Below are 20,391 nucleotides of genomic sequence, written 5' to 3'. Positions count from 1 at the left end.
AGGATATTCTCATAAGGAAGACGAAGCTGAATGAAAACATCATGGAAATGATGCTGAAAGGGAAATCACAACAACGAAGAAGCAATTATAACATATGAAAGCACAACCTCATTAACCCGGGTTTTACAGGATGTAGAACCCGGGTTAAATTATTTTTGGCTCATTTTTTTATTATAATTAATTGATTATTAAAATAAAATTTAAATTAAAAAATGGATATTACCTGAATGGAAGTTATGATTTCCGATCATGATTCAGTCAATGAATTCGAAGTGCTACAGCTCTATCTTGTCAATCAATGGTCAGCTGCAGAAAAACCTCAATTGCTTTTAAAGGCTTTGCAGCATTCTCATAGTCTGGTGACGGCACGTATCAACGGTCGGCTGGTCGGCTTGGGAAATGCGATTTCAGATGGTTATCTGGTGGTGTATTTCCCACATTTATTGGTTCACCCGGAGGTGCAGCGACAGGGTATTGGTCGTCTGATCATGCAAGAAATGCTGCAACGTTATTCAGGATTTCATCAGAAAATTCTGGTGGCTGATCAGCATGCCACTGAATTTTATAAAGCTCTAGGTTTTGAGCGTGCAGGGCATACAGAAGCGATGTGGATTTATCAAGGAACGGATCATTGAGTTGTCTTGCCAATAATACCGTCCATATTTTTTCTAGTTTTTAATAGATTTTATCATAGCCTTCAGGACGGGTCTTAAAGCGACGGTGGAACCACATATATTGCGTCGGTGCAATGCGCAACTGGCGTTCAATAATCAGATTTACCCGGGTTGCATCATCGACTTCATCCGCACTTGGCAGGTTCTCTACCGCAGGCTCGATCAACACACAGTAGCATGGATCTTTAATATCACCAGTTCGATAAAAATAGAGTGGAATGGCAGCGGCTTTGGTCATTTTTAATAAGCGACGATGTGCAGTGACTGTGGCTGCAGGTACTCCAAAAAAGGGTGCCATCACACCCTGTTTTAAACCAAAATCCTGATCCGGACTGTACCAGATAGCATGGCCATTTTTCAGGTTACGCACCAGACCGCGCATATCATCATGGTCAATCTGGTTGGCATAAATGGTGGCACGGCAGCGGTAAATCAGCATATCGAGCAAGGGATTATTTTGTGGTCGATACACCACATCCGGCTCAAAATACTGTGCACATAAATAACCACCAGCATCCAGCAAAGTCGAGTGGGTACCGAGCAATAAAGCCCCTTTACCTTCTGCCTGAGCCTGCTGGATATGTTCCAGCCCTTCAATCTGTACCCGGCCTTTAAACCATTTTGGACAGTACCAGGCATTCAAGGTCTCAAATACACCGAGCATCTGGTCAATAAAGACCATACGAGCATTGTCCTGAACTTCTTGAGCTGACCATTCAGGGAAACAAACTTCCAGATTGCGAAGCGTGGTTTCACGGCGAGATTTCAAATATTTAAATGCCATCTGGCCGAGTAGACGTGCCAGACGATGCTGAGTCGCCCAAGGTAAGATAGCCAGAATCATCAGAAATACAATACCCACCCAGATGCCCCAGTATTGCGGCAACAGGAATGACCATTGAAATTCACCGGGTTTGTATTCTGGCGTTCGACTCATAAATTCAATATTTGAAATCAAAGATGTCAGCAGTGTAGCAGAAGAGCTTTTTGAAATAAAAAACTGTAAAATAAAAAAGCACCTGTACGAATACAGATGCTTAGTGACTAGGCGATTTAAAGATTAGCCTTTGGTCATATTTTCCAGTTCGTCCCAACGTTCCATTTTTTCCAGCAAAATCTCATCAATTTCACCTAAACGTTCAGAGGCCTTGGTCGCTGCTGCTGCATCTGTGACAAACCACGAGCCATCCGCCAGTTTGTCAGAAAGTTCAGCTTGTTCTTTTTCCAGTGCTTCAATTTCAGCCGGTAACATTTCCAGTTCACGCTGATCTTTGTAGCTGAGTTTTTTCTTCGGAGCCGATGCTACAGGTGTAACTGCTGCTTCAGCTTTGGCCTGAGCTTTTTTGACAGCCATTTTCTGGTCAACCACAGTTTGATCTGGACGTTGTTCCAGATAATCCTGATAGCCACCGACATATTCATCAATATTGCCTTTGCCATCAAAGACCCAGGTTGATGTGACGACATTGTCCATAAAAGCACGGTCATGCGAGATCAGTAGCAGGGTGCCTTTGTATTCCGCCAGCATTTCTTCCAGCAGTTCTAGCGTCACCATATCCAGATCGTTGGTCGGTTCGTCCATCACGATCAGGTTGGATGGTTTCAGTAATAGTTTGGCGAGCAGAATACGGTTGCGTTCACCACCTGAAAGGGCTTTAACTGGCGTACGGGCACGTTCTGGGGAGAACAGGAAGTCTTGTAAATAGCTATAGATATGACGACGTTGGCCATTCACATCGACATGATCTGAACCTTCCGAAACGTTATCTTTAACTGATTTTTCCAGATCCAGCACATTACGTAGCTGGTCAAAATAAGCAATTTCCAACTGGGTACCGGTTTTGACTGTACCGCCATGCTCGATTTCTCCCAGAATGGCTTTGATTAGTGTAGTTTTACCGACACCATTATCACCCACCAGACCGATCCGATCGCCACGCATTACCAGCGCCGAGAAATCATTAATGATCGGTGCATTGTCACCAAACTTCACGCTGAGATGTTCAATCTCGAACACCACTTTGCCTGAACGCTGTGCTTCCTGAGTCGACATGTTGACTTTGCCTTGCTGGAAGCGGCGTGCTTTAGACTCTTCACGCAATTCTTTCAGAGCACGGACACGACCTTCGTTACGGGTACGACGTGCTTTAATGCCTTGACGAATCCAGGCTTCTTCTTCAGCGAGTTTTTTCTCGAACAGGGCATTTTGTTTTTCTTCTGCTTCCAGCTGCTGAGCTTTTAGGTCGAGGTAACGTGAATAGTTGCCTTCATAGCTACGCAAAATGCCACGGTCCAGCTCGACAATACGGGTCGCAATACTGTCCACAAAGGCACGGTCATGCGAAATAAACAGTAAGGTCAGGTTGTTCTGTTCTAGCAGGAATTTTTCCAGCCATTCGATACTTTCGACATCCAGATGGTTGGTCGGTTCGTCGAGTAACAGCACATCTGGTTGGATGAGCAGGGCACGTGCCAACAGAACACGGCGTTTACGGCCACCAGATAGATCGGCCAGATCCGCTTCAGGATCCAGTCCCATTTTACTCAGGATTGAGTTGACCTTAGTTTCCAAAGCCCAGCCATCCAGCTGATCCATCTGATGCTGCAAATGTCCCATGCGGTCACAGGCTTCCATATCACCGAGCACGCAAGCTTCACTGGCTTCATGGTAAGCACGCAACACTTCTGAAGCTTCACCAGCGCCGTCGGCAACAATATCTGCAACCTTGCCGGAATCCATTGGCACGTCTTGGGCCAGCATGGAAATGGTAATGCCATTTTGTAACGAAACTTCACCACTATCCGGGAGTAAACTTCCTTCAATCAGTTTAAGTAAGGTAGACTTACCCTCACCATTACGGCCAATCAAACATACTCGTTCACCGCGTTCCAAATTAAAGTTGGCGCCGTCGAGCAAGGCAGGTCCGCCAAATGCCAGTTGGACATCCCTTAAAGTAATATAGGCCATAATGTTAATGTTTCCTGAAATCCCAAATGAGGACTTAAAATGACTAAACAACAAAATCTAAATGATCAGGCGTCATTTTCCGCACCCATTGAAGATTTGCAAGTGCGAATTGCATTTTTAGATGATTTAGTTGAACAGCTGAATCAGCAGGTCACTCGCCAGAATCTGGAAATTGCCGATTTAAAAAAACAAATGCAGTTGTTATATCAACGTGTTGAGTCTGCAGATTTGTCCGAAGGGATTGATGCTTTTGATCCGGTCACCAACCGTCCACCGCATTATTAATTTACAAATAATTTTTAAAAAGAAAGCAAAAAGAAAGCCCTCCAGTCGCGAGGGTTTTCTTTTAAGCTGGTGAAGCTCGATAAACCTAAACCAAGTCGCTACTTTTATTCCGTCCAAGATGATCTTTAAAATCTAAATATCGTCATGGAAGGTGGAAACTATTTGACCTTTCACACACTTCCTACTCTAATAGTATTTTCTAGCTCAGTTTTTAATCTTGCCTTATGCGCCAAAAAGTTGTCCTTCTTGATCTCGAAAATAACTTTCCTACAGCCAAACTGTTACGTGACATCGTTGAACATTATCCGACCTTGTATCTGTTTAACTGTGCCGGAAAATTCGAGTTTGCTCTAGAAGAACTGACTGAGTTGGCGAGCTGGATCAGCAGTGGACAAATTATCATTCTGGATGTCCCGGAAGCAGAGCATAAGGAATATGAATATGCTGTGATTGTGGGTCAGCTGATGGCTTTGCTGGAAGCAGATACTCAGGTCGAGCTGATCTCAGCTATGGATAGCAGTGAAATGCTGATGCAAATGCTACAGGCTTCAGATATTGATTGCAGCCTGATTCAGGTGTTGCCAGAGAATGCATCAACAGAGACTCAAGATAAACCTAAAATCCAGTTGCCAAGTATTGAAGCCATTAAAGCTAAACCGGCTTTGCAGCTGGTAAAAAAGTACTGTGATGCGCTCGGCAAGATGAGTGGCAAACCGACCACGCTCGAAACCTTAAAAAATTCTGTCACCAATATTCTGCAAGTTTTACCAGCCAAGGCGCAGCATATAGTTGGCATGCTGATTAATCTGAAAATAGTCAAACGCTATGACGAGCAGATCAGTTTCCGTAAAAAAGTGCTGAAACAGTGGAGGCAGCTGGATATCAATGACAACCAACCTGCTGAAAAACCAGCTTTGGATCAGGTGGTCTCGAAGCTTAATCCTGAAGAGCCTGTTGTTGCACCTGCTCAATCTCCAATTCAGTCTGCCCAGCAAGATCTGTTCAAAAACTTTAATAAAATTGATCCGGTACAGCTCGAAGTTGCACGCAAGCTGCGCGAATTACAGGGAAATAAGCCTAAAGATATTTATGAATTACGTGATTTGCTCGAGCAGTTATTTCCAAAGTCAGATGTCCGTCTTTTACTTAAAGAATTGATTGAAAAAGGATATATTTATTGGAATGGTCACGAAGTGTTATATAGTCATGAGATGTTTCTGAATTAGAATAATCTCATGAGGGCATATGAAAAAAATACTGTTACTGGATATTGAAAATCAGCCTAAAACAGAAAATGAGTTACTCAGCCTACTCAAATCTTATGCCCTCGTTTATCTGGTTTATGCAAAATCACCTGTAGCCTTGAGTCTGGATGGATTGCAAAATTTGTCTGATCATGTAGTTCAAAAACGTCTGGTTTTAATTAAAATGCCAAAAACCGGACCTGATGCTGCTGATTTTGGCTTGGCATTTGTAGCCGGGCAGTTGTCTATACAAATGCAGGCATCTGAAGCTGAATTTGATGTCATGTCGAATGATAAGAAATTTGAATATATTGTCGATTTACTCAAAGTGATGGGGTTTCAGGCACAACAGAAGAAAAAAGAAATTCAGTCCACATGTTCCACTAAATTATCTTTAGAGCATATTCATCCAGAAAAAGCCGAATTCAAACTGCTTTTCGCTGCGGTTAAACTGTTAGTGAAAAATCAGCCCAAACAATTTAACTCTCTAAATAATGCTTTAAAGTCTTGGCTAAAAGGCACTTCTGCCACTATCAAACAGGTCATTGGCCAGTTAAAAAATTATCAGCTGATTCAGATTCAGGATCAAAAAGTAAGTTATGAGCTAAACCGGATGCGCGAACTGTTAAAACTGGAAGCGCTCAAACAATCGAAACCCATAGCGATTACTTTACCGAGTATTGCTGATATTCAGTTAAAGCCTCATTTACAGCGGGTCAAAATCTATAGTGATTATCTGGCGAAGAGTGAAAGTAGCCGTCCGGCCAAAACTGCAAGTTTATTAAATTCAGTACGCTCAATCTTAGGCTTAGAACACCAGCAAGTGGCGCAAGATTTCATTCAGGTTTTAAAGAAGCAGGATATTCTCAAACAGGACAATACCAAGCTGATTTATAACAGCCAGCTCATACAGGCTTGGGCTAATCTGGATGAGTCCTGCCTGATTCCAATGGCGATACAACCGCATATCATCAATCAGCCAAACACTGAAATCTTATCTTAAAACAAAGACGTAAAAGTAATAAGTACAGAGAATAAAATAGTATTTCGCAAGCGGTGCTTGCCTTTTATAGCGGGCTTATGCAAATCTAATATAAGAACATAAAGGTTGAACTATGGAAAATACCGGAATCTGGGTGGCAGTTGTCATCATCGTTTTCGTACTGGGGTCTATTTTTGGTCTGCGTGTGAGTCCCAGAGAAAAGGCATTAGGACTCATGCGTGATAAAGCCCGCAAGATGGGTTTACATCCACGTCTGGTGGTTGCACCTGACTGGACCAATATTCCCAAGGTGACTGAAAGTCGTGCCAGTATGGTGGCCTATTATAGTGTGCTGCTTCCAGATGCCCGTTTACCGCTGATGCGTGCCCGCGTGGTTGATAACAAACTTGAACTGGTGCATGGGGATGACAAATTTAAAGATTTTCCCATTGCATTAAAGGGCATTTATGCTATTGATATGCAGGCAAACTGTGTAGGACTCTATTGGGATGAAGAATCTGATCTTAGAGCCACACAACTTGATGGCATCAAGGCACTATTACATTCTTTGGCTGAACTTTAATTTTAGAAATAAACAGGATTAAACGGTTAATATGGCGAACGCTCCTCGGTCCACATCAAAAAGCAGCACGGCGAAGTCTTCCGACGCTGGAAGTAAACGTGCCTTGGTGATTGTGGAGTCGCCTGCAAAAGCGAAAACAATCAACAAGTATCTCGGTTCAAACTACATCGTGAAATCTTCGGTGGGTCATGTGCGTGACTTGCCAACGGGCGGCTCTGCGAAAACTGCAGAGAAAAAACCGGTGACCCGAACCAAGCTGACTGAAGCAGAAAAAGCGGAAAAATCACAGCAGGCGTTGATTAACCGGATGGGTGTCGATCCAGAACATGACTGGAAAGCCAAATATGAAGTCCTTCCGGGCAAGGAAGGCGTAGTCGCTGAACTGAAAAAACTGGCATCGCAAGTCGATGAAGTGTATCTCGCAACGGATTTGGACCGTGAAGGGGAAGCGATTGCCTGGCACTTAAAAGAAGTGATCGGCGGCGATGATTCACGCTACCAGCGTGTGGTCTTTAACGAAATTACCAAAAATGCCATTCAGGAAGCGTTTAAACAGCCCTCACGTCTAGATACCAATAAGGTTAATGCCCAGCAGGCGCGCCGTTTCCTGGACCGTGTCGTCGGCTTCATGATTTCGCCACTGCTCTGGGAAAAAATTGCCCGTGGCCTGTCTGCGGGACGTGTACAGTCTGTCGCTGTAAAGCTGGTCGTGGAACGCGAACGTGAAATTCGTAAGTTCATTCCTGAAGAATACTGGCAGGTTTTTGCAGATACTAAATCCAAGAAAGATGATATTCGTCTGGAAGCGGCCAAGCAAAATGGCAAGACTTTAAAGCTGCATAATAAAGCTGAAACTGATGCTTTACTGAATCTGATTAAAGACGCTGAATATAAAGTTATTAGCCGTGAAGATAAACCGACCAAGGTCAATCCAAGCGCGCCGTATATCACGTCTACCTTGCAACAGGCTGCAAGTACCCGCCTAGGTTTCTCGGTGAAGAAAACCATGATGCTGGCGCAGCGCCTGTATGAAGCTGGTTTCATTACCTATATGCGTACTGACTCCACCTTCCTGAGTGATGATGCAGTCAATATGGTGCGTGGTCATATCGAGTCTGAATATGGCGAGAAATATCTGCCAGCCAAGCCGAACCGTTATGGTAATAAAGCTGGCGCACAGGAAGCCCACGAAGCCATTCGCCCATCTAATGTCGCGCTGAAAGGCGACAGCCTGGCTGGAGTGGAACGTGATGCACAGCGTCTGTATGACCTGATCTGGCGTCAGTTTGTAGCTTGTCAGATGACACCAGCAGAATACCTGTCATCGACTATTTTAGTAGATGCCAATGGTGTCGAGCTGAAAGCCAAAGGTCGTACCTTGGTATTTGATGGTTTCACCAAAGTTCGTGGTCAGAACAAATCTGACGATGATGTACTGTTACCGGCAGTGAAAGTTGGTGAAGTACTAAAACTGGAAAAACTAGACCCATCTCAACATTTCACCAAGCCACCTGCTCGTTTTACTGAAGCATCTTTAGTCAAAGAGCTTGAGAAAAAAGGTATTGGTCGTCCTTCGACTTATGCTGCCATTATCTCGACCATTCAGGATCGTGGTTACGTAAAATTGGAAAACCGTCGTCTCTTTGCTGAGAAGATGGGTGAGATCGTCACAGATCGTCTGGATGAAAGTTTCAATAACCTGATGAACTACGACTTTACTGCAGACCTTGAAGGTCAGCTGGATAAAGTGGCAGATGGTGAACGCAACTGGAAAGATCTGTTAGACAGCTTCTATGGTGATTTCAAGAAACGTCTGACCAATGCTCAGGGTGAAAACGGCATGCGCCGCAATCAGCCTGTAGAAGTTGAAGCTGTACACTGTAAAGAATGTGACCGTCCGATGCAGATTCGTACCGGCACAACAGGTGTCTTCCTGGGCTGTTCAGGTTATAACCTGCCACCGAAAGAACGTTGTAAAGGTACATTGAACCTGACTCCGGTTGAATCTCTGGCAGCACTGTCTGATGATGACACAGCAGAAACTGCTGACCTGATGTCGAAAAAACGTTGTCCAGTCTGTGGCACTGCAATGGACAGTTATGTGATTGACGGTGGCCGTAAACTGCATATCTGTGGTAATAACCCGGACTGTACAGGTTATGAGCTGGAAGAGGGCGAATTCAAGATCAAGGGTTATGATGGCCCAACTATTCCATGTGACAAATGTGATGGTGAAATGCAGCTGAAAACCGGTCGTTTTGGTCCATATTTTGCCTGCACCAGCTGTGAAAACACCCGAAAAGTTTTGAAGAATGGTCAGCCAGCGCCTCCGCGCGTTGATCCGATCAAGATGGAACACCTGCGTTCAACCAAGCATGACGATTTCTTTGTTCTGCGTGATGGTGCCGCAGGTCTGTTCCTGGCAGCCAGCAAGTTCCCGAAAGTCCGTGAAACTCGTGCACCAAAGGTCGCAGAACTGCGTACTGTAGCGGATCAGCTAGATCCAAAATATCAGTTTATTTTGCAGGCACCAGATGTGGATCCTGAAGGAAATCCAACCTTGGTGAAATTCAGCCGTAAGAACCAGTCTCAATATATTGGTTCGGAAACCCCTGAAGGCAAGCAAACCAAATGGTCGCTGGTCTATCAGGATGGCAAATGGGTTGAGGCCTAAGCTATAAGACATCAAGAAAATGCTGACGAAAGTCGGCATTTTTTTATGACTAAGTATTTTTGATCAACACAGTTCTAGGATATTCTAGGCGTTAAATAATAAAAGATTAAAATAGGAATCATGCATGACTTGGCTAGATAAATTCCTGTTCTTAAGTATTGGATTAGGATCTATCCTCTATTTCATGCTTAAAAAGATTAATGAAATGGGTATTCCTATGGATCGGGGAATGCTGATGATTCTGGTGATTATTATGTCACTGGTTAGTTTGAGCTGTGTTTTATATCTGCGCTCTGAAGATCAAAAAACGAAACAAAAATAAAATTTAAATTAACTCTCTATTGGCGTGTTCATATGTGGAAAAAGATCCGAATCCTGATTCTATTGATGATTTTGTTTGTGGTGGCAGTAAATGCTTATCGAGATCAGAATCAGGACTGGAACAAACCAATCTTTGTTCTGTTGCATCCGATCAATGCAGATGGATTGGCGACCACACAGCAATATATCCAGCAATTGTCTGCTCAGGATCTAAAAGGAACACAAGAATATCTGGAAAAAGCGGCCCAGCAGTACCGTGGACAGCCCACTTATTTTTATTTTAATCTGGGGCGTGAACTTAAAGAATTGCCGCCTAAAGTGCCGGAGCAGGCCTCCTTACTTGGCAATATTTTATGGAGTCTGAAATTCCGTTTCTATGCCTGGCAACAGCAGCAAGGTTCAGATCCTTCATCGAATGTTACTCTCTTTTTAAATTATTATGATCCTGCACACACCCAGCAATTAAAACATTCAACGGCTCTGCAAAAAGGCCGAATCGGTTCAGTCAATCTATTTGCTTCAAGCAGACAGTCTGACCAGAATAAGATTGTCCTAGTGCATGAATTACTGCATGCCTTTGGCGCTTCAGATAAATATGATCTCGCCACAGGCCAGCCGCTATATCCAGTGGGTTATGCCAATCCGAATCAGCAGCCTTTATTTCCCCAAGCCAAAGCTGAGCTGATGGCAGGGCACATCCCAGTATCGCAAAGCACCAGTAAAATGCCGGAATCTTTAAATCAAACCCTGATTAATGAAATCACGGCGGTTGAACTTGGCTGGAAAAAATAATTAACGAAGTGCTGAATAAACCGGCATAACTTACTATTTTTATAGATAAACTCAGTGAATTTCTAACAAATTTATCCATGATTTAAGAGCATAATCAAAGTCATAGCCAATGACTTGAGAAGAATATGAAGACTGTTGGAAATGATCTTGTTCGGCATCAATTGCATGAAAACCGTAAATGGTATTTAGGCTTGGGTGCCTTATTAGTGTTATTTGGAATCGTACTGTTAGCGTCGCTGCCTTTTGCCACCTTATCCATCGTATTCCTGTTTGGTGTCCTGATGATGATAGGTGGAGTGGTTCATCTGATCGCCGGGATTAAAATCTTCGATGGGGCATTTCGCTGGCTCTGGCTGCTATTCGGTATTATCTATTTTATTGCGGGCTATTATGCCTTTAGCACGCCAGCGAAAACTGCGATTGTACTGACCCATCTGCTTGCGATTGCTTTGATTGTGGCGGGAATAATTCGCGTCTTCAATGCTTTTATCTTTAAAGCATTCCGCGGCTGGGGCTGGACTTTATTTTCCGGGATTTTAACTTTAGTTACAGGTATCCTGATTCTATTGTCACCGAATGCACCGTTCTGGGTTCTGGGCGCTTTTCTGGCAATCGATATTTTGTTCCAGGGGATTAACTATCTGACTTTGGCTTCCTATATCAAGCATCGTGTACCAAAAAGCTCTGCAAATCTTTAAGTAAGACCAGCGTAAAAAAGAGTGCAATGAGCGCTCTTTTTTATTGGCATGTTCAGCTTTGCCTGTAAGATGGGTATGCATTTCAAATTAGTATAAAACCTATAACCCGGCCGATTATATTCATGAAAACCTTTGTTCTAGCTCCCGACTCATTTAAGGAAAGTATGACTGCCGAGCAGGCCTGTCAGGCGATGTAGCGTGGTATTTTGCAGGTCTTTCCTGACGCAAATTGTATTACTGTACCAATGGCAGATGGTGGTGAGGGAACTGTGGATGCATTAATCTCAAGTCTAAAGGGTAAACGAGTAACGTGCCAAGTCACTGGGCCATTAGCCAGTCAGTCGATCGAAACTTACTTTGGCTTGGTTGATGCTGGTCAGACCGCAGTGATTGAAATGGCCAAGGCCAATGGCATTCATCTACTGGCAAGTTCTCAACGTAATCCGATGCTGACCTCGACCTATGGCACAGGTGAAATGATTAGGAATGCGTTGGATCTTGACGTAAAAAAAATCATTATTGGACTTGGTGGTAGTGTGACCAATGACGGTGGTGCTGGAATGGCTCAGGCTTTAGGAGTCTCATTTTTAAATCCTGCAGGAGAGCCAATTCAGGTCTGCGGTGGTAATCTGGATCAGATTGATCAAATTGATTTTTCCCAGCTCGATGCTCGTTTAAAAAATACAGAAATCCTGATCGCTTCAGATGTGAATAATCCACTCTGTGGACCGAATGGTGCTTCAGCGATCTTTGGGCCGCAGAAGGGAGCAACTTCACAGATGGTGCAGCAACTGGATCGAAATCTAAGTCATTTTGCTGATCTGGTAGAAGCAGGTTTAGGTATTTCTAAAAGAAACATTCCAGGTGCTGGTGCAGCCGGTGGTTTGGGCTTTGGATTAATGGCTTTTGCTGGAGCAAAGCTGCAATCCGGTGTAGCGTTAATTATGGAACAGAATAGGCTAGCGGAAAAAATTGCGGATGCAGATTATGTCTTCACTGGCGAGGGCAAGATCGATCATCAGACTGCTTTAGGCAAAACCCCGTTTGGCGTAGCTCAGGTTGCCAAGCAATTGAATAAGCCGGTAATTGCGTTTGCAGGTTTGGTCGGTGAGAGGATTGAGTCACTGTATCAGGTTGGTTTTAGTCAGATTGTCGGGATTAATCTACCAGATTATTTATTAGAAAATGCTTTAAAGAACGCAGAATTCAATCTGGAAAAAGCGGTTGCTCAAACTGTTCAGAATATTCAGGAACAGGGTGTTTGAGTAAGATGGTCATTGCTGCAAAAGCTTTATAAAAAGAAAAATATAAACGCGTAAGCGGATTTTACTTTTCCGGGGTGAGAATCCTCAAAATATATTTTGAGTTCGCAAGGTAACAAAAATCCTTTGCTGGATTGCGGGTATATCCCTATACCCCGATCCAGCAGACGGTATCTATGCCGTCAACCCTATAGTGAATTAAGAATAAAAGTTCGGTCTGTTTCAGAGCAGCTCAAAGCTATAATAAGAGTGATCTGTTAAACTACACCTATCCACAAATTGATGAGTGACCATGAGTTTAGCCTCCCTGATAGATGAACTGAATCCGCAACAAAAGCAAGCTGCGACGACAGAAGCAAATCACAGTTTGGTTTTGGCTGGGGCAGGCTGTGGCAAGACCAAAACTATCGTGGCACGTGCAGCTTATCTGATTGATCAAGGTGTACCAGCGAATCAGATCCAGATTCTGACCTTTACCCGTCGTGCGGCGAGTGAAATCGTGGCACGGGTGGAACTGGCACTCGGTGAACAGGCCAAAGGCTTACGTGCATCGACGTTCCATACCTTCTGTATGTATCTGCTGCGCCGGATTCCAAAGGCTTTTGGACTGGAACAGTTTTCAATTATTGACCGTGATGATCAGCTGATGATGTTCCGCCTGATTCGCGGGCGTGATGACAAGAAAAATCCGAATTACCTGCCGAAGCCACAGGAACTCTGTGACCTATATTCCTTTGCGCGGAATACCCGGCAAAAACTGAGTCTGGCTTTGGAAAAACAGATGCCGGAATATCTGGCGCTGAAAGACCAGATTGCCGACATCATGAAAGAATATGAAGCGCGTAAGCGTGCGCGTAGCTTTCTGGATTATGACGATATCCTCGCTGTAGTGGCGACTGCTTTGGCGCAGTCTGAAGGTCTGGTGGACTATGTGGCTTCGATCTGTCGACATATGCTGGTGGATGAAATGCAAGATACCAATCCACTGCAATGGGCATTGCTGGAACCGCTGAAAGAACATATTAGCCTGTTCTGTGTCGGTGATGATGCCCAGTCTATTTATGGTTTTCGTGGTGCAGACTTTGAAAATATTCACCATTTCAAGGAGCGGGTTCCAGACGCACAAATCTTTAAGCTAGAAAAAAATTACCGCTCAACTCAGGAAATTTTGGATCTATCCAACTGGCTGCTGGATCAGTCCGAAATCAAATATGACAAGCGGCTGGATGCGCATCGTGGTGAAGGCATTAAGCCGAAGATGCATATTTTCCCGAACGAGTTTGATGAAGCCAAATGGATCGCGATTGATATCAAAGAGCGTCATTATCTGAACGGAAATAAATGGTCGGATCATATGGTACTGGTGCGTTCCAGTTTTGCCGCACGACATATTGAAGCAGCCTGTATTGCAGCCAATGTACCTTACCGATTCATTGGCGGGATGAAACTCTTAGAAACTGCACATGTAAAGGATCTGCTCAGCCTGTTGCGTGTGGTGGCGAACCCGCTGGACGATATTGCCTGGATGCGCTTTTTGACATTATGGAATGGTGTCGGTGATGTCGGTGCAAGCAAACTGTCACAGCAGCTTTTAGCTGAGCCAGAGATGGAAAAGATTGCCGACAAGCTGGAAAAATTTGGCAAGATCCCGCTAGAAACCATTTTGATCATGAAGCAAATGGCGGTACTCAAAACCGAAGTACAGGCCTGTGTTGGTCTGGCAGTACAGGCGATTGAAGCACAACTGGCCGAGAACTATAAAAAGGACTGGAATCGCCGTCAGGGTGATTTTGAATTGGTTAAACAGCTAGCTTCTAAACATGCTCAAGTGAGTGAATTTCTGGAAGAGTATGTGCTCGATCCGGTCTCTATTTCTGAAATTGAACGCCAGTCGGATACGGATGTAGTGACCCTCATTACCATTCACTCGGCCAAGGGTACGGAACAGAAAGTCTGTTATGTGGCCAATGTCACGCCGGGACAATATCCGCATGCACGGGCGCAAGGGGATTTCGATGATGTCGAGGAAGAGCGTCGTGTGCTCTATGTAGCGTTGACTCGTGCACAGAATGAGCTGATTCTGACCAAACAAAACCTGAATCACTGGGCGCGTGAAACGGTAGATGAGCAGGGGCGTAAAATTGAAAGCTATTTTCTCAATGATTTGACCCGCAATTTATGTGTCACAGAAACCCATTACAAAACCCGTCAACAGACTGTGAAAAGTGCTTTAATTGAACGCCAATCGATTAATTTAGATTTTGGGATTGATCTCGATTAAACTATCCCTTCTGGGTTTGACGCAAAAAGTAGAGTAGGCACGTGCTTTTTGATTATTTTTGCCTATCTTCTTAAGGTTATCCGATGAAAATTTTAGTTCGTAACTTGGCACGTACAGTAACAGAAGCTGAATTACTGACCCTGTTTCAGCAATACGGTACTGTTGAATCTTGTACGCTGGTCATGGATGCAGAAACAGGTAAGTCTAAAGGTTTTGCTTTCGTAGAAATGCCACATGGCCGTGAAGCTGTCAAAGCAATTAAAGGTTTAAATACACTGCGCCTGCATGGTCAGGGAATTCGTGTGAAGCAAGCTGAAGAAAAGCCACAAGCTTAAATAACAGCTGATAAAAAGAGCATGTGTGATGCTCTTTTTTTTGCCTTTAAAAAGGCTTGGATTTTTTACTGAAGGGTAAATATCAGCAGTCTGAAGTATCAAGATCATGCAGAATAGAGTGGCAGCGTAGACAATCTTGCATTGCGTAATGCGGGCGTACGTTTTACTTTATAAGAGCCAAAATTTGTTTTAATGCTTAGGAAATTTCGATGACACGAGTTGCTCGCTATCATGCGGACCGTACCAATCAAAAACTTTATTTCGCCCGTCTGGCCTGTCAGCAGGCTGAACAGACTGATCATGTGCAGCAGGCACAAGCTTATCGTGAAGCTGCTGTATTCCATCTGCATGGGGCACTGCTGGCCTTTTTACAGGAACTGGTACGTTATTACCGTCTGAATGACCTGAACCCGACGCTGAAATCGATTGAAGAGCTCATGGCGGCTAAGGGTCAGGTGTCACCTGAAGTGACCGTATTACAGCATTTATCCAAAGATGGTTTTTTGGCTGAACTGAAACGTGCTTACCGTCTCTGCCAATATGCGCCAGAGCCAAGTTCGCCACAACCCGAAGACGAAACTTCTTCAAATCTCATCATTAAAGTCACACAGACACCACAAGCCTGGTTACCTGATACTGCTATATTACGAGAATGGCATCGTGACCTGACGCAGCTTATTGATGGTTTTCGTAATGAGATGGTTGAATTTTAATCTGATCAGCTGTACTTGAAATTGCGATTATTAACCCTATATCAATTACTCTAATGATGCAAAGTGCAATCGCTCTTTGCCACCATGTTGAACATGGAGGATATATGTCTATAGAACAGTTGAAAGATTTATTTGGTAATCAAGACGCGATTTTGGAACTCGTTCAACTTGAAGGTGGCGCGTTGGCATTACGAAATGCGGGCTCAAAAAAACAGCCATTAGTCATGATTCAGTTTAATGACGAGGTGAAAGCCCTGTTGGGTGATCAAACGCCTGTGATTGCACAACACATGATTCAGGCCGCTTTATATGGTTTGCTGGAACAGCAGGTCAATGAATGGCAAGCTGAAGTTGTGGATGAAGAGCCCAAATATATGAGCTAAATTGCCTACCCTGGCGAGCAGAAAAGCACACTCGAAGTGTGCTTTTTTTGTGTTTATAGAATGAAAAAATAAAGAATAAGAGAAAAATTAAGTCTGTTAAACAGAAAAGTAATCTGAAATTTTATGATTTGCCGATATGATAAATTCCAGTTCAATCAAAAAAAGAAGTTGCCAATTCTGACAACTTCTTTAAGAAATCAGCCTGAATAATGCGTAGGTGGATGGTTATGCGCAATCTCGATCTGGTTCAAAATATGATTACTCATATTTCTCGCCATTTCCTCTTTGGCATAGTACACCTCGCCAATATTGTCACGGCGAATCACTTCAGCTTCTTCCTTGCTTTCCGCACATAGCAGAATCTGAATAGCAGGGTTGAGGGTCTTGGCAATATCCACGATTTTGTGGATATCAATAATATCCATTGGTGAGATCACCAGTAGACGTGCATGCTGGATATGAGCCTGAATCAGCACACCAGGTTCAGTTGCGACACCAGAAACTGCAGCAATGCCTTTTTTACGCAAGTTCTCTACGATCTCACGGTTTTCTTCGGCAATGACTACCTTAATATCTTGCTCCATTAGGGATAGGGTAATGCGACGACCAACTTCACCATGCCCGACAATCACCACCTGATCGCGCAGATAGTCCTGTGAGACTTCATCCGGTAGCATGGCAAGCGGGTCACCACTACGCTCCAATAAGCGCGCCAGAGACGAACGTTCGCGAATCCATTTCTGTACCGGTTCCACTGCCGAGAAAATAAATGAGTTTAGGGTAATTGAAATCAGGGCACCCGCCAGAATCAGGTTTTGCCCATCGAGTGACAATAGATTCAGTGATACGCCAAGCGCGGCCAGAATAAAAGAGAATTCACCGATTTGTGCCAGAGAAGCACCGACAGTGAGTGCCGTATTGATTGGATAGCGGAAGAACAGCACCAGTGCCATAGCCGCGATGGTTTTACCGATCATGATAATACCGAGCACCGCCAATACATGAAGCGGCTGATCCATCAGAATACGCGGATCAAACAGCATACCGACGGACACAAAGAACAGAATCGAGAAGATTTCACGCAGCGGTAAGGTTTCTTCTTCGGCACGGTGGCTGAAGTCAGACTCTTTCACTACCATCCCGGCAAAGAACGCACCGAGTGCCATGGATACGCCAAAGACCTTATAAGCCCCAAAGGCAATCGATACGGCTGCAGCTACGACGGTTAAGGTAAACAGCTCACGTGAGCCTAAACGTGCCACCACCTGCATGATCATTGGCACTAAACGTTTACCAATAATCAGCATGAAAGCAATAAAGCCGGCTACTTTGAGCAAGGTAATGCCTAAGGTGATCCAGACATTCTGATCGCTACTACTACCTTCCAATGCCTGACCACCGAGCAATACTGCGGTTGCAGGTAGCAATACCAATGCCAGCACCATGACAAGATCTTCAACCAGAAGCCAGCCGACTGCAATTTTCCCGTTAATGGATTCGAGCAGGCCACGATCACCCAGAGCTTTGAGAAGTACAACAGTACTGGCACAGGATAGGCTTAAACCAAAGATCAGGGCAGAGCCGAAATTCCAGCCCCAGAGCATGGAGACCCCGACCCCGAGCAGTGTTGCGACTGCGATCTGCAATACCGCACCCGGTAAGGCAATACGCCTGACCTGCATCAGGTCATTCAGAGAAAAGTGCATCCCGACACCAAACATCAGGAACATGACGCCAAGTTCGGCCAGCTGGTTCGCCAGATGCACATCTCCGACCACGCCTGGGGTGTTCGGGCTAATCAGAATCCCGGCAACCAGATAACCAATCAGTGGGGGAAGGCGTAGACGTGCAGCGATATAGCCAAAAACCAGGGCCAAGCCAAAACCGACAGCTAACAGGATAATGAGCTCTACGTCATGTGGCACTAAACACTCCTTTAAAGTAAATTTTATGAAATTTCAGTTTTTTATGGGAAATAAGCACAGAAAATGCCAGAAGAAACAGAAAGTTTATCAAGCCGCATAAAAAAAATGCAAAAAAAAACGACCGGGAAGGTCGCTTTTTTCAAAAAACTAAAATTATTTGATTTTAGCTTCTTTGAAGATTACGTGTTGACGGATTTTTGGATCAAATTTTTTGATTTCCATTTTTTCCGGCATAGTACGTTTGTTCTTAGTAGTGGTATAGAAATAACCTGTACCAGCTGAAGAAACTAAGCGAATCTTATCACGCATTGTCCTGACTCCTTACTTAGATCTTTTGACCTTGAGCACGAAGGTCAGCAACAACCTTTTCAATGCCCAATTTGTCGATAATACGCATACCTTTAGTGGTTAAACGAAGACGTACAAAACGTTTTTCGCTTTCTAACCAGAAACGGTGGTGGTGCAGGTTCGGCTCGAACCGGCGCTTAGTTTTGTTGTTGGCGTGTGAGACGTTGTTACCAACGACTGGACGCTTGCCGGTAACTTGGCAAACCTTAGACATGGTGTAACTCCATTGATTTAGCCAACAGCAAATCTGTATGGCCAGTCAAAAATAAACGGATTGAATTCATTCAAGGGGCGTTTTATATCAAAAATGCGCTTAAAAGACAAGCGATTTTGTCTAAAACGAAGCATGAGCCCGTGTGATAGCTCATGCCTTGATCATTTATCGAAGAAGTGTCTTCGAAATCAGCTTATGGATCGGCTTATTAAACGGAGGCAGAATGTATTTCAAGCTATACAGCTTAGGATTCGACATTACTGACCGTTCATGCGACAAACTGAAGAAGCCTTCTGGCCCATGATATTTACCCATACCGGAAGCACCGACACCACCGAATGGCAGGTCATCCTGTGCGACATGGGTTAATACAGTATTTTGCCCGAAATGCCCTGAATGGGTACGCTGTGCGACATAATCAGCACGCGCCTGATCAAAGTCGAAATAGTATAATGCAAGTGGACGCGGACGGCTATTAATAAAGTCGATAACGTCGTCAATTTGATCATATTCCATGATCGGCAGGAGCGGTCCAAAGATTTCATGCTGCATAATCTGCATGCTTGGCATGACATTGGTCACGATGGTCGGTGCAATTTTACGCAGGTCTGCTGGCGATTCATTACGCGGATTAATTTCAATAATCTGCGCGCCTTGCTCACGGGCATCATCCAGATAACCTTGCAAACGATTGTACTGCTTGTCATTGATAATCGAGGTGTAATCCTGATTATGGCTGATGTCCGGATACATGCTTTCGACACAGGCTTTAAAATGATCGATAAACTCGGCAGTTTTGCCACGTGGCAGGAACATATAATCCGGCGCTACGCAGGTCTGTCCGGCATTCCAGAGCTTGCCCACGGCAATACGCTGAGCCACATCACGCAGGTCAATCGATGGATGCACCAGTACAGGGGACTTGCCACCCAGTTCCAGGATTACCGGTACCAGATTTTCAGCCGCCGCTGCCATCACGGTTTTACCGACAGCTGTTGAACCGGTAAAGATCATCTTGTCAAAAGCCAGTCGGCAGAAGGCATCAGACACCGTACCGCCACCATTCACCACGGCAACCAGTTCTTTAGGAAAGGCTTCAGCTAAGGCTTTTTCCAATACCTTGCCAAAAGCAGCCGATGAACTGGAAATTTTGATCATGGCATGGTTACCCGCAGCCAACGCACAGATCAGAGGGCCGATGGATAATAATAAAGGGTAGTTCCACGGTGCGATGATGCCGATCACACCTAGAGGTTGATATTGCACCCAGGCTTTTGCCGGCTGGTGAATAATCCCAACATGACGTTTGGACGGTTTCATCCAGCCGGTCAGGTTTTTGCTGTAATATTTAATATGTTCAAGACAAGTCAGTAACTCGCCAATTTTGGTTTCCCCGACAGAGCGGTTACCATAATCCTGATTAATTGCATCGGCAAATTGATCTTGATACTTAACTAAGATACGCTTAAGCCGAGCTAAACGATCGATACGTTCCTTTGCAGTCGGCAGTGGGTAGCGTAAGTAGGCGTGTTTTTGTTGAGCCAGAATTTCATTGAGGTGCTGGCTATCAAGAAAATGTGGTGTCATTGAAGTTGTTTTTGTGTGACTGTTCATGCCGCACTACCATTATTCAAAATCGATTAATTAATTTTTAGAGCAAATACTCTAATTAGTCAAGTTACTTTGTGTGTTAGCCTTACTAATGCATG

The 20,391-nt window shown here is 44.3% G+C and carries 20 protein-coding genes; 14 read left to right on the top strand and 6 right to left on the bottom strand.

The features are described from left to right. Positions 1-227 precede the first annotated feature (227 nt). Complete coding sequence (locus FTV31_RS00905; RefSeq protein WP_180002965.1) at positions 228-635, top strand: GNAT family N-acetyltransferase; 408 nt, start codon at positions 228-230, stop codon at positions 633-635. Between the two features lie 40 nt (positions 636-675). Here the strand turns inward: FTV31_RS00905 and FTV31_RS00900 are convergent, their stop codons facing one another. Both FTV31_RS00900 and FTV31_RS00895 read right to left on the bottom strand, forming a co-directional pair. Continuing rightward, positions 676-1,611: a lauroyl acyltransferase gene (locus tag FTV31_RS00900; RefSeq protein WP_180012687.1), complete on the bottom strand. Its 936-nt coding sequence runs from the start codon at positions 1,609-1,611 to the stop codon at positions 676-678. A gap of 123 nt (positions 1,612-1,734) precedes the next feature. Further along, positions 1,735-3,642 (bottom strand): ATP-binding cassette domain-containing protein, encoded by a 1,908-nt coding sequence (locus tag FTV31_RS00895; protein WP_180012686.1) that lies wholly within the window; start codon positions 3,640-3,642, stop codon positions 1,735-1,737. A gap of 39 nt (positions 3,643-3,681) precedes the next feature. On the opposite strand from FTV31_RS00895, the gene FTV31_RS00890 reads away from it, so the two are divergent. The 13 genes from FTV31_RS00890 to FTV31_RS00830 all read left to right on the top strand — a co-directional run bounded on the left by FTV31_RS00890 (position 3,682) and on the right by FTV31_RS00830 (position 16,195). Then, a complete protein-coding gene (locus FTV31_RS00890) occupies positions 3,682-3,927 on the top strand; it encodes a SlyX family protein (protein WP_004781873.1) in 246 nt (81 codons plus the stop codon). A gap of 224 nt (positions 3,928-4,151) precedes the next feature. Continuing rightward, positions 4,152-5,153, top strand: coding sequence for a hypothetical protein (locus FTV31_RS00885; RefSeq protein ID WP_180012685.1), 1,002 nt, complete (start codon positions 4,152-4,154; stop codon positions 5,151-5,153). A 19-nt stretch (positions 5,154-5,172) separates the two neighbouring features. After that, positions 5,173-6,174, top strand: a complete 1,002-nt coding sequence (locus FTV31_RS00880; protein ID WP_180012684.1) for a PIN domain-containing protein — start codon at positions 5,173-5,175, stop codon at positions 6,172-6,174. A 112-nt stretch (positions 6,175-6,286) separates the two neighbouring features. Beyond that, on the top strand, positions 6,287-6,736 hold the full coding sequence (locus FTV31_RS00875) for an ammonium transporter (protein ID WP_180012683.1): 450 nt from the start codon (positions 6,287-6,289) through the stop codon (positions 6,734-6,736). A 31-nt stretch (positions 6,737-6,767) separates the two neighbouring features. After that, positions 6,768-9,410, top strand: coding sequence for a type I DNA topoisomerase (gene topA, locus FTV31_RS00870; protein ID WP_180012682.1), 2,643 nt, complete (start codon positions 6,768-6,770; stop codon positions 9,408-9,410). Positions 9,411-9,534: 124 nt separating this feature from the next. Next, positions 9,535-9,732 (top strand): hypothetical protein, encoded by a 198-nt coding sequence (locus FTV31_RS00865; RefSeq protein ID WP_004781881.1) that lies wholly within the window; start codon positions 9,535-9,537, stop codon positions 9,730-9,732. Positions 9,733-9,764: 32 nt separating this feature from the next. Further along, positions 9,765-10,523 (top strand): hypothetical protein, encoded by a 759-nt coding sequence (locus tag FTV31_RS00860; protein ID WP_180012681.1) that lies wholly within the window; start codon positions 9,765-9,767, stop codon positions 10,521-10,523. Between the two features lie 125 nt (positions 10,524-10,648). After that, positions 10,649-11,221, top strand: a complete 573-nt coding sequence (locus FTV31_RS00855; RefSeq protein ID WP_180012680.1) for an HdeD family acid-resistance protein — start codon at positions 10,649-10,651, stop codon at positions 11,219-11,221. A 203-nt stretch (positions 11,222-11,424) separates the two neighbouring features. Further along, a complete protein-coding gene (locus tag FTV31_RS00850; RefSeq protein WP_373686971.1) occupies positions 11,425-12,486 on the top strand; it encodes a glycerate kinase in 1,062 nt (353 codons plus the stop codon). 289 nt (positions 12,487-12,775) lie between these two features. After that, positions 12,776-14,764: an ATP-dependent helicase gene (locus tag FTV31_RS00845; protein WP_180012679.1), complete on the top strand. Its 1,989-nt coding sequence runs from the start codon at positions 12,776-12,778 to the stop codon at positions 14,762-14,764. An 83-nt stretch (positions 14,765-14,847) separates the two neighbouring features. Further along, complete coding sequence (locus FTV31_RS00840) at positions 14,848-15,099, top strand: RNA-binding protein (protein ID WP_004781890.1); 252 nt, start codon at positions 14,848-14,850, stop codon at positions 15,097-15,099. A gap of 209 nt (positions 15,100-15,308) precedes the next feature. After that, positions 15,309-15,812 (top strand): DUF6586 family protein, encoded by a 504-nt coding sequence (locus tag FTV31_RS00835; RefSeq protein WP_180012678.1) that lies wholly within the window; start codon positions 15,309-15,311, stop codon positions 15,810-15,812. A gap of 104 nt (positions 15,813-15,916) precedes the next feature. Beyond that, complete coding sequence (locus FTV31_RS00830; RefSeq protein WP_004781893.1) at positions 15,917-16,195, top strand: hypothetical protein; 279 nt, start codon at positions 15,917-15,919, stop codon at positions 16,193-16,195. Positions 16,196-16,392: 197 nt separating this feature from the next. On the opposite strand, the gene FTV31_RS00825 is transcribed toward FTV31_RS00830, so the two are convergent. The 4 genes from FTV31_RS00825 to FTV31_RS00810 all read right to left on the bottom strand — a co-directional run bounded on the left by FTV31_RS00825 (position 16,393) and on the right by FTV31_RS00810 (position 20,296). Beyond that, the gene (locus tag FTV31_RS00825; RefSeq protein WP_159123619.1) at positions 16,393-18,120 is read right to left on the bottom strand and encodes a cation:proton antiporter; all 1,728 of its coding nucleotides are present in this window, start codon (positions 18,118-18,120) and stop codon (positions 16,393-16,395) included. A 153-nt stretch (positions 18,121-18,273) separates the two neighbouring features. Further along, entirely contained in the window at positions 18,274-18,429 is a 156-nt protein-coding gene (gene rpmG / locus FTV31_RS00820; protein WP_001205031.1) for a 50S ribosomal protein L33, read from the bottom strand. A 16-nt stretch (positions 18,430-18,445) separates the two neighbouring features. Further along, complete coding sequence (rpmB, locus tag FTV31_RS00815; protein ID WP_000048256.1) at positions 18,446-18,682, bottom strand: 50S ribosomal protein L28; 237 nt, start codon at positions 18,680-18,682, stop codon at positions 18,446-18,448. Between the two features lie 165 nt (positions 18,683-18,847). Then, the gene (locus tag FTV31_RS00810; protein WP_180012677.1) at positions 18,848-20,296 is read right to left on the bottom strand and encodes a coniferyl aldehyde dehydrogenase; all 1,449 of its coding nucleotides are present in this window, start codon (positions 20,294-20,296) and stop codon (positions 18,848-18,850) included. Between the last annotated feature and the right edge of the window lie 95 nt (positions 20,297-20,391).

The organism is Acinetobacter sp. YH16031 (assembly GCF_013417335.1).
Classification (GTDB): domain Bacteria; phylum Pseudomonadota; class Gammaproteobacteria; order Pseudomonadales; family Moraxellaceae; genus Acinetobacter.
Note: the sequence above shows the minus strand (reverse complement) of the source record. Positions and strands in the feature narration are given on the sequence as shown.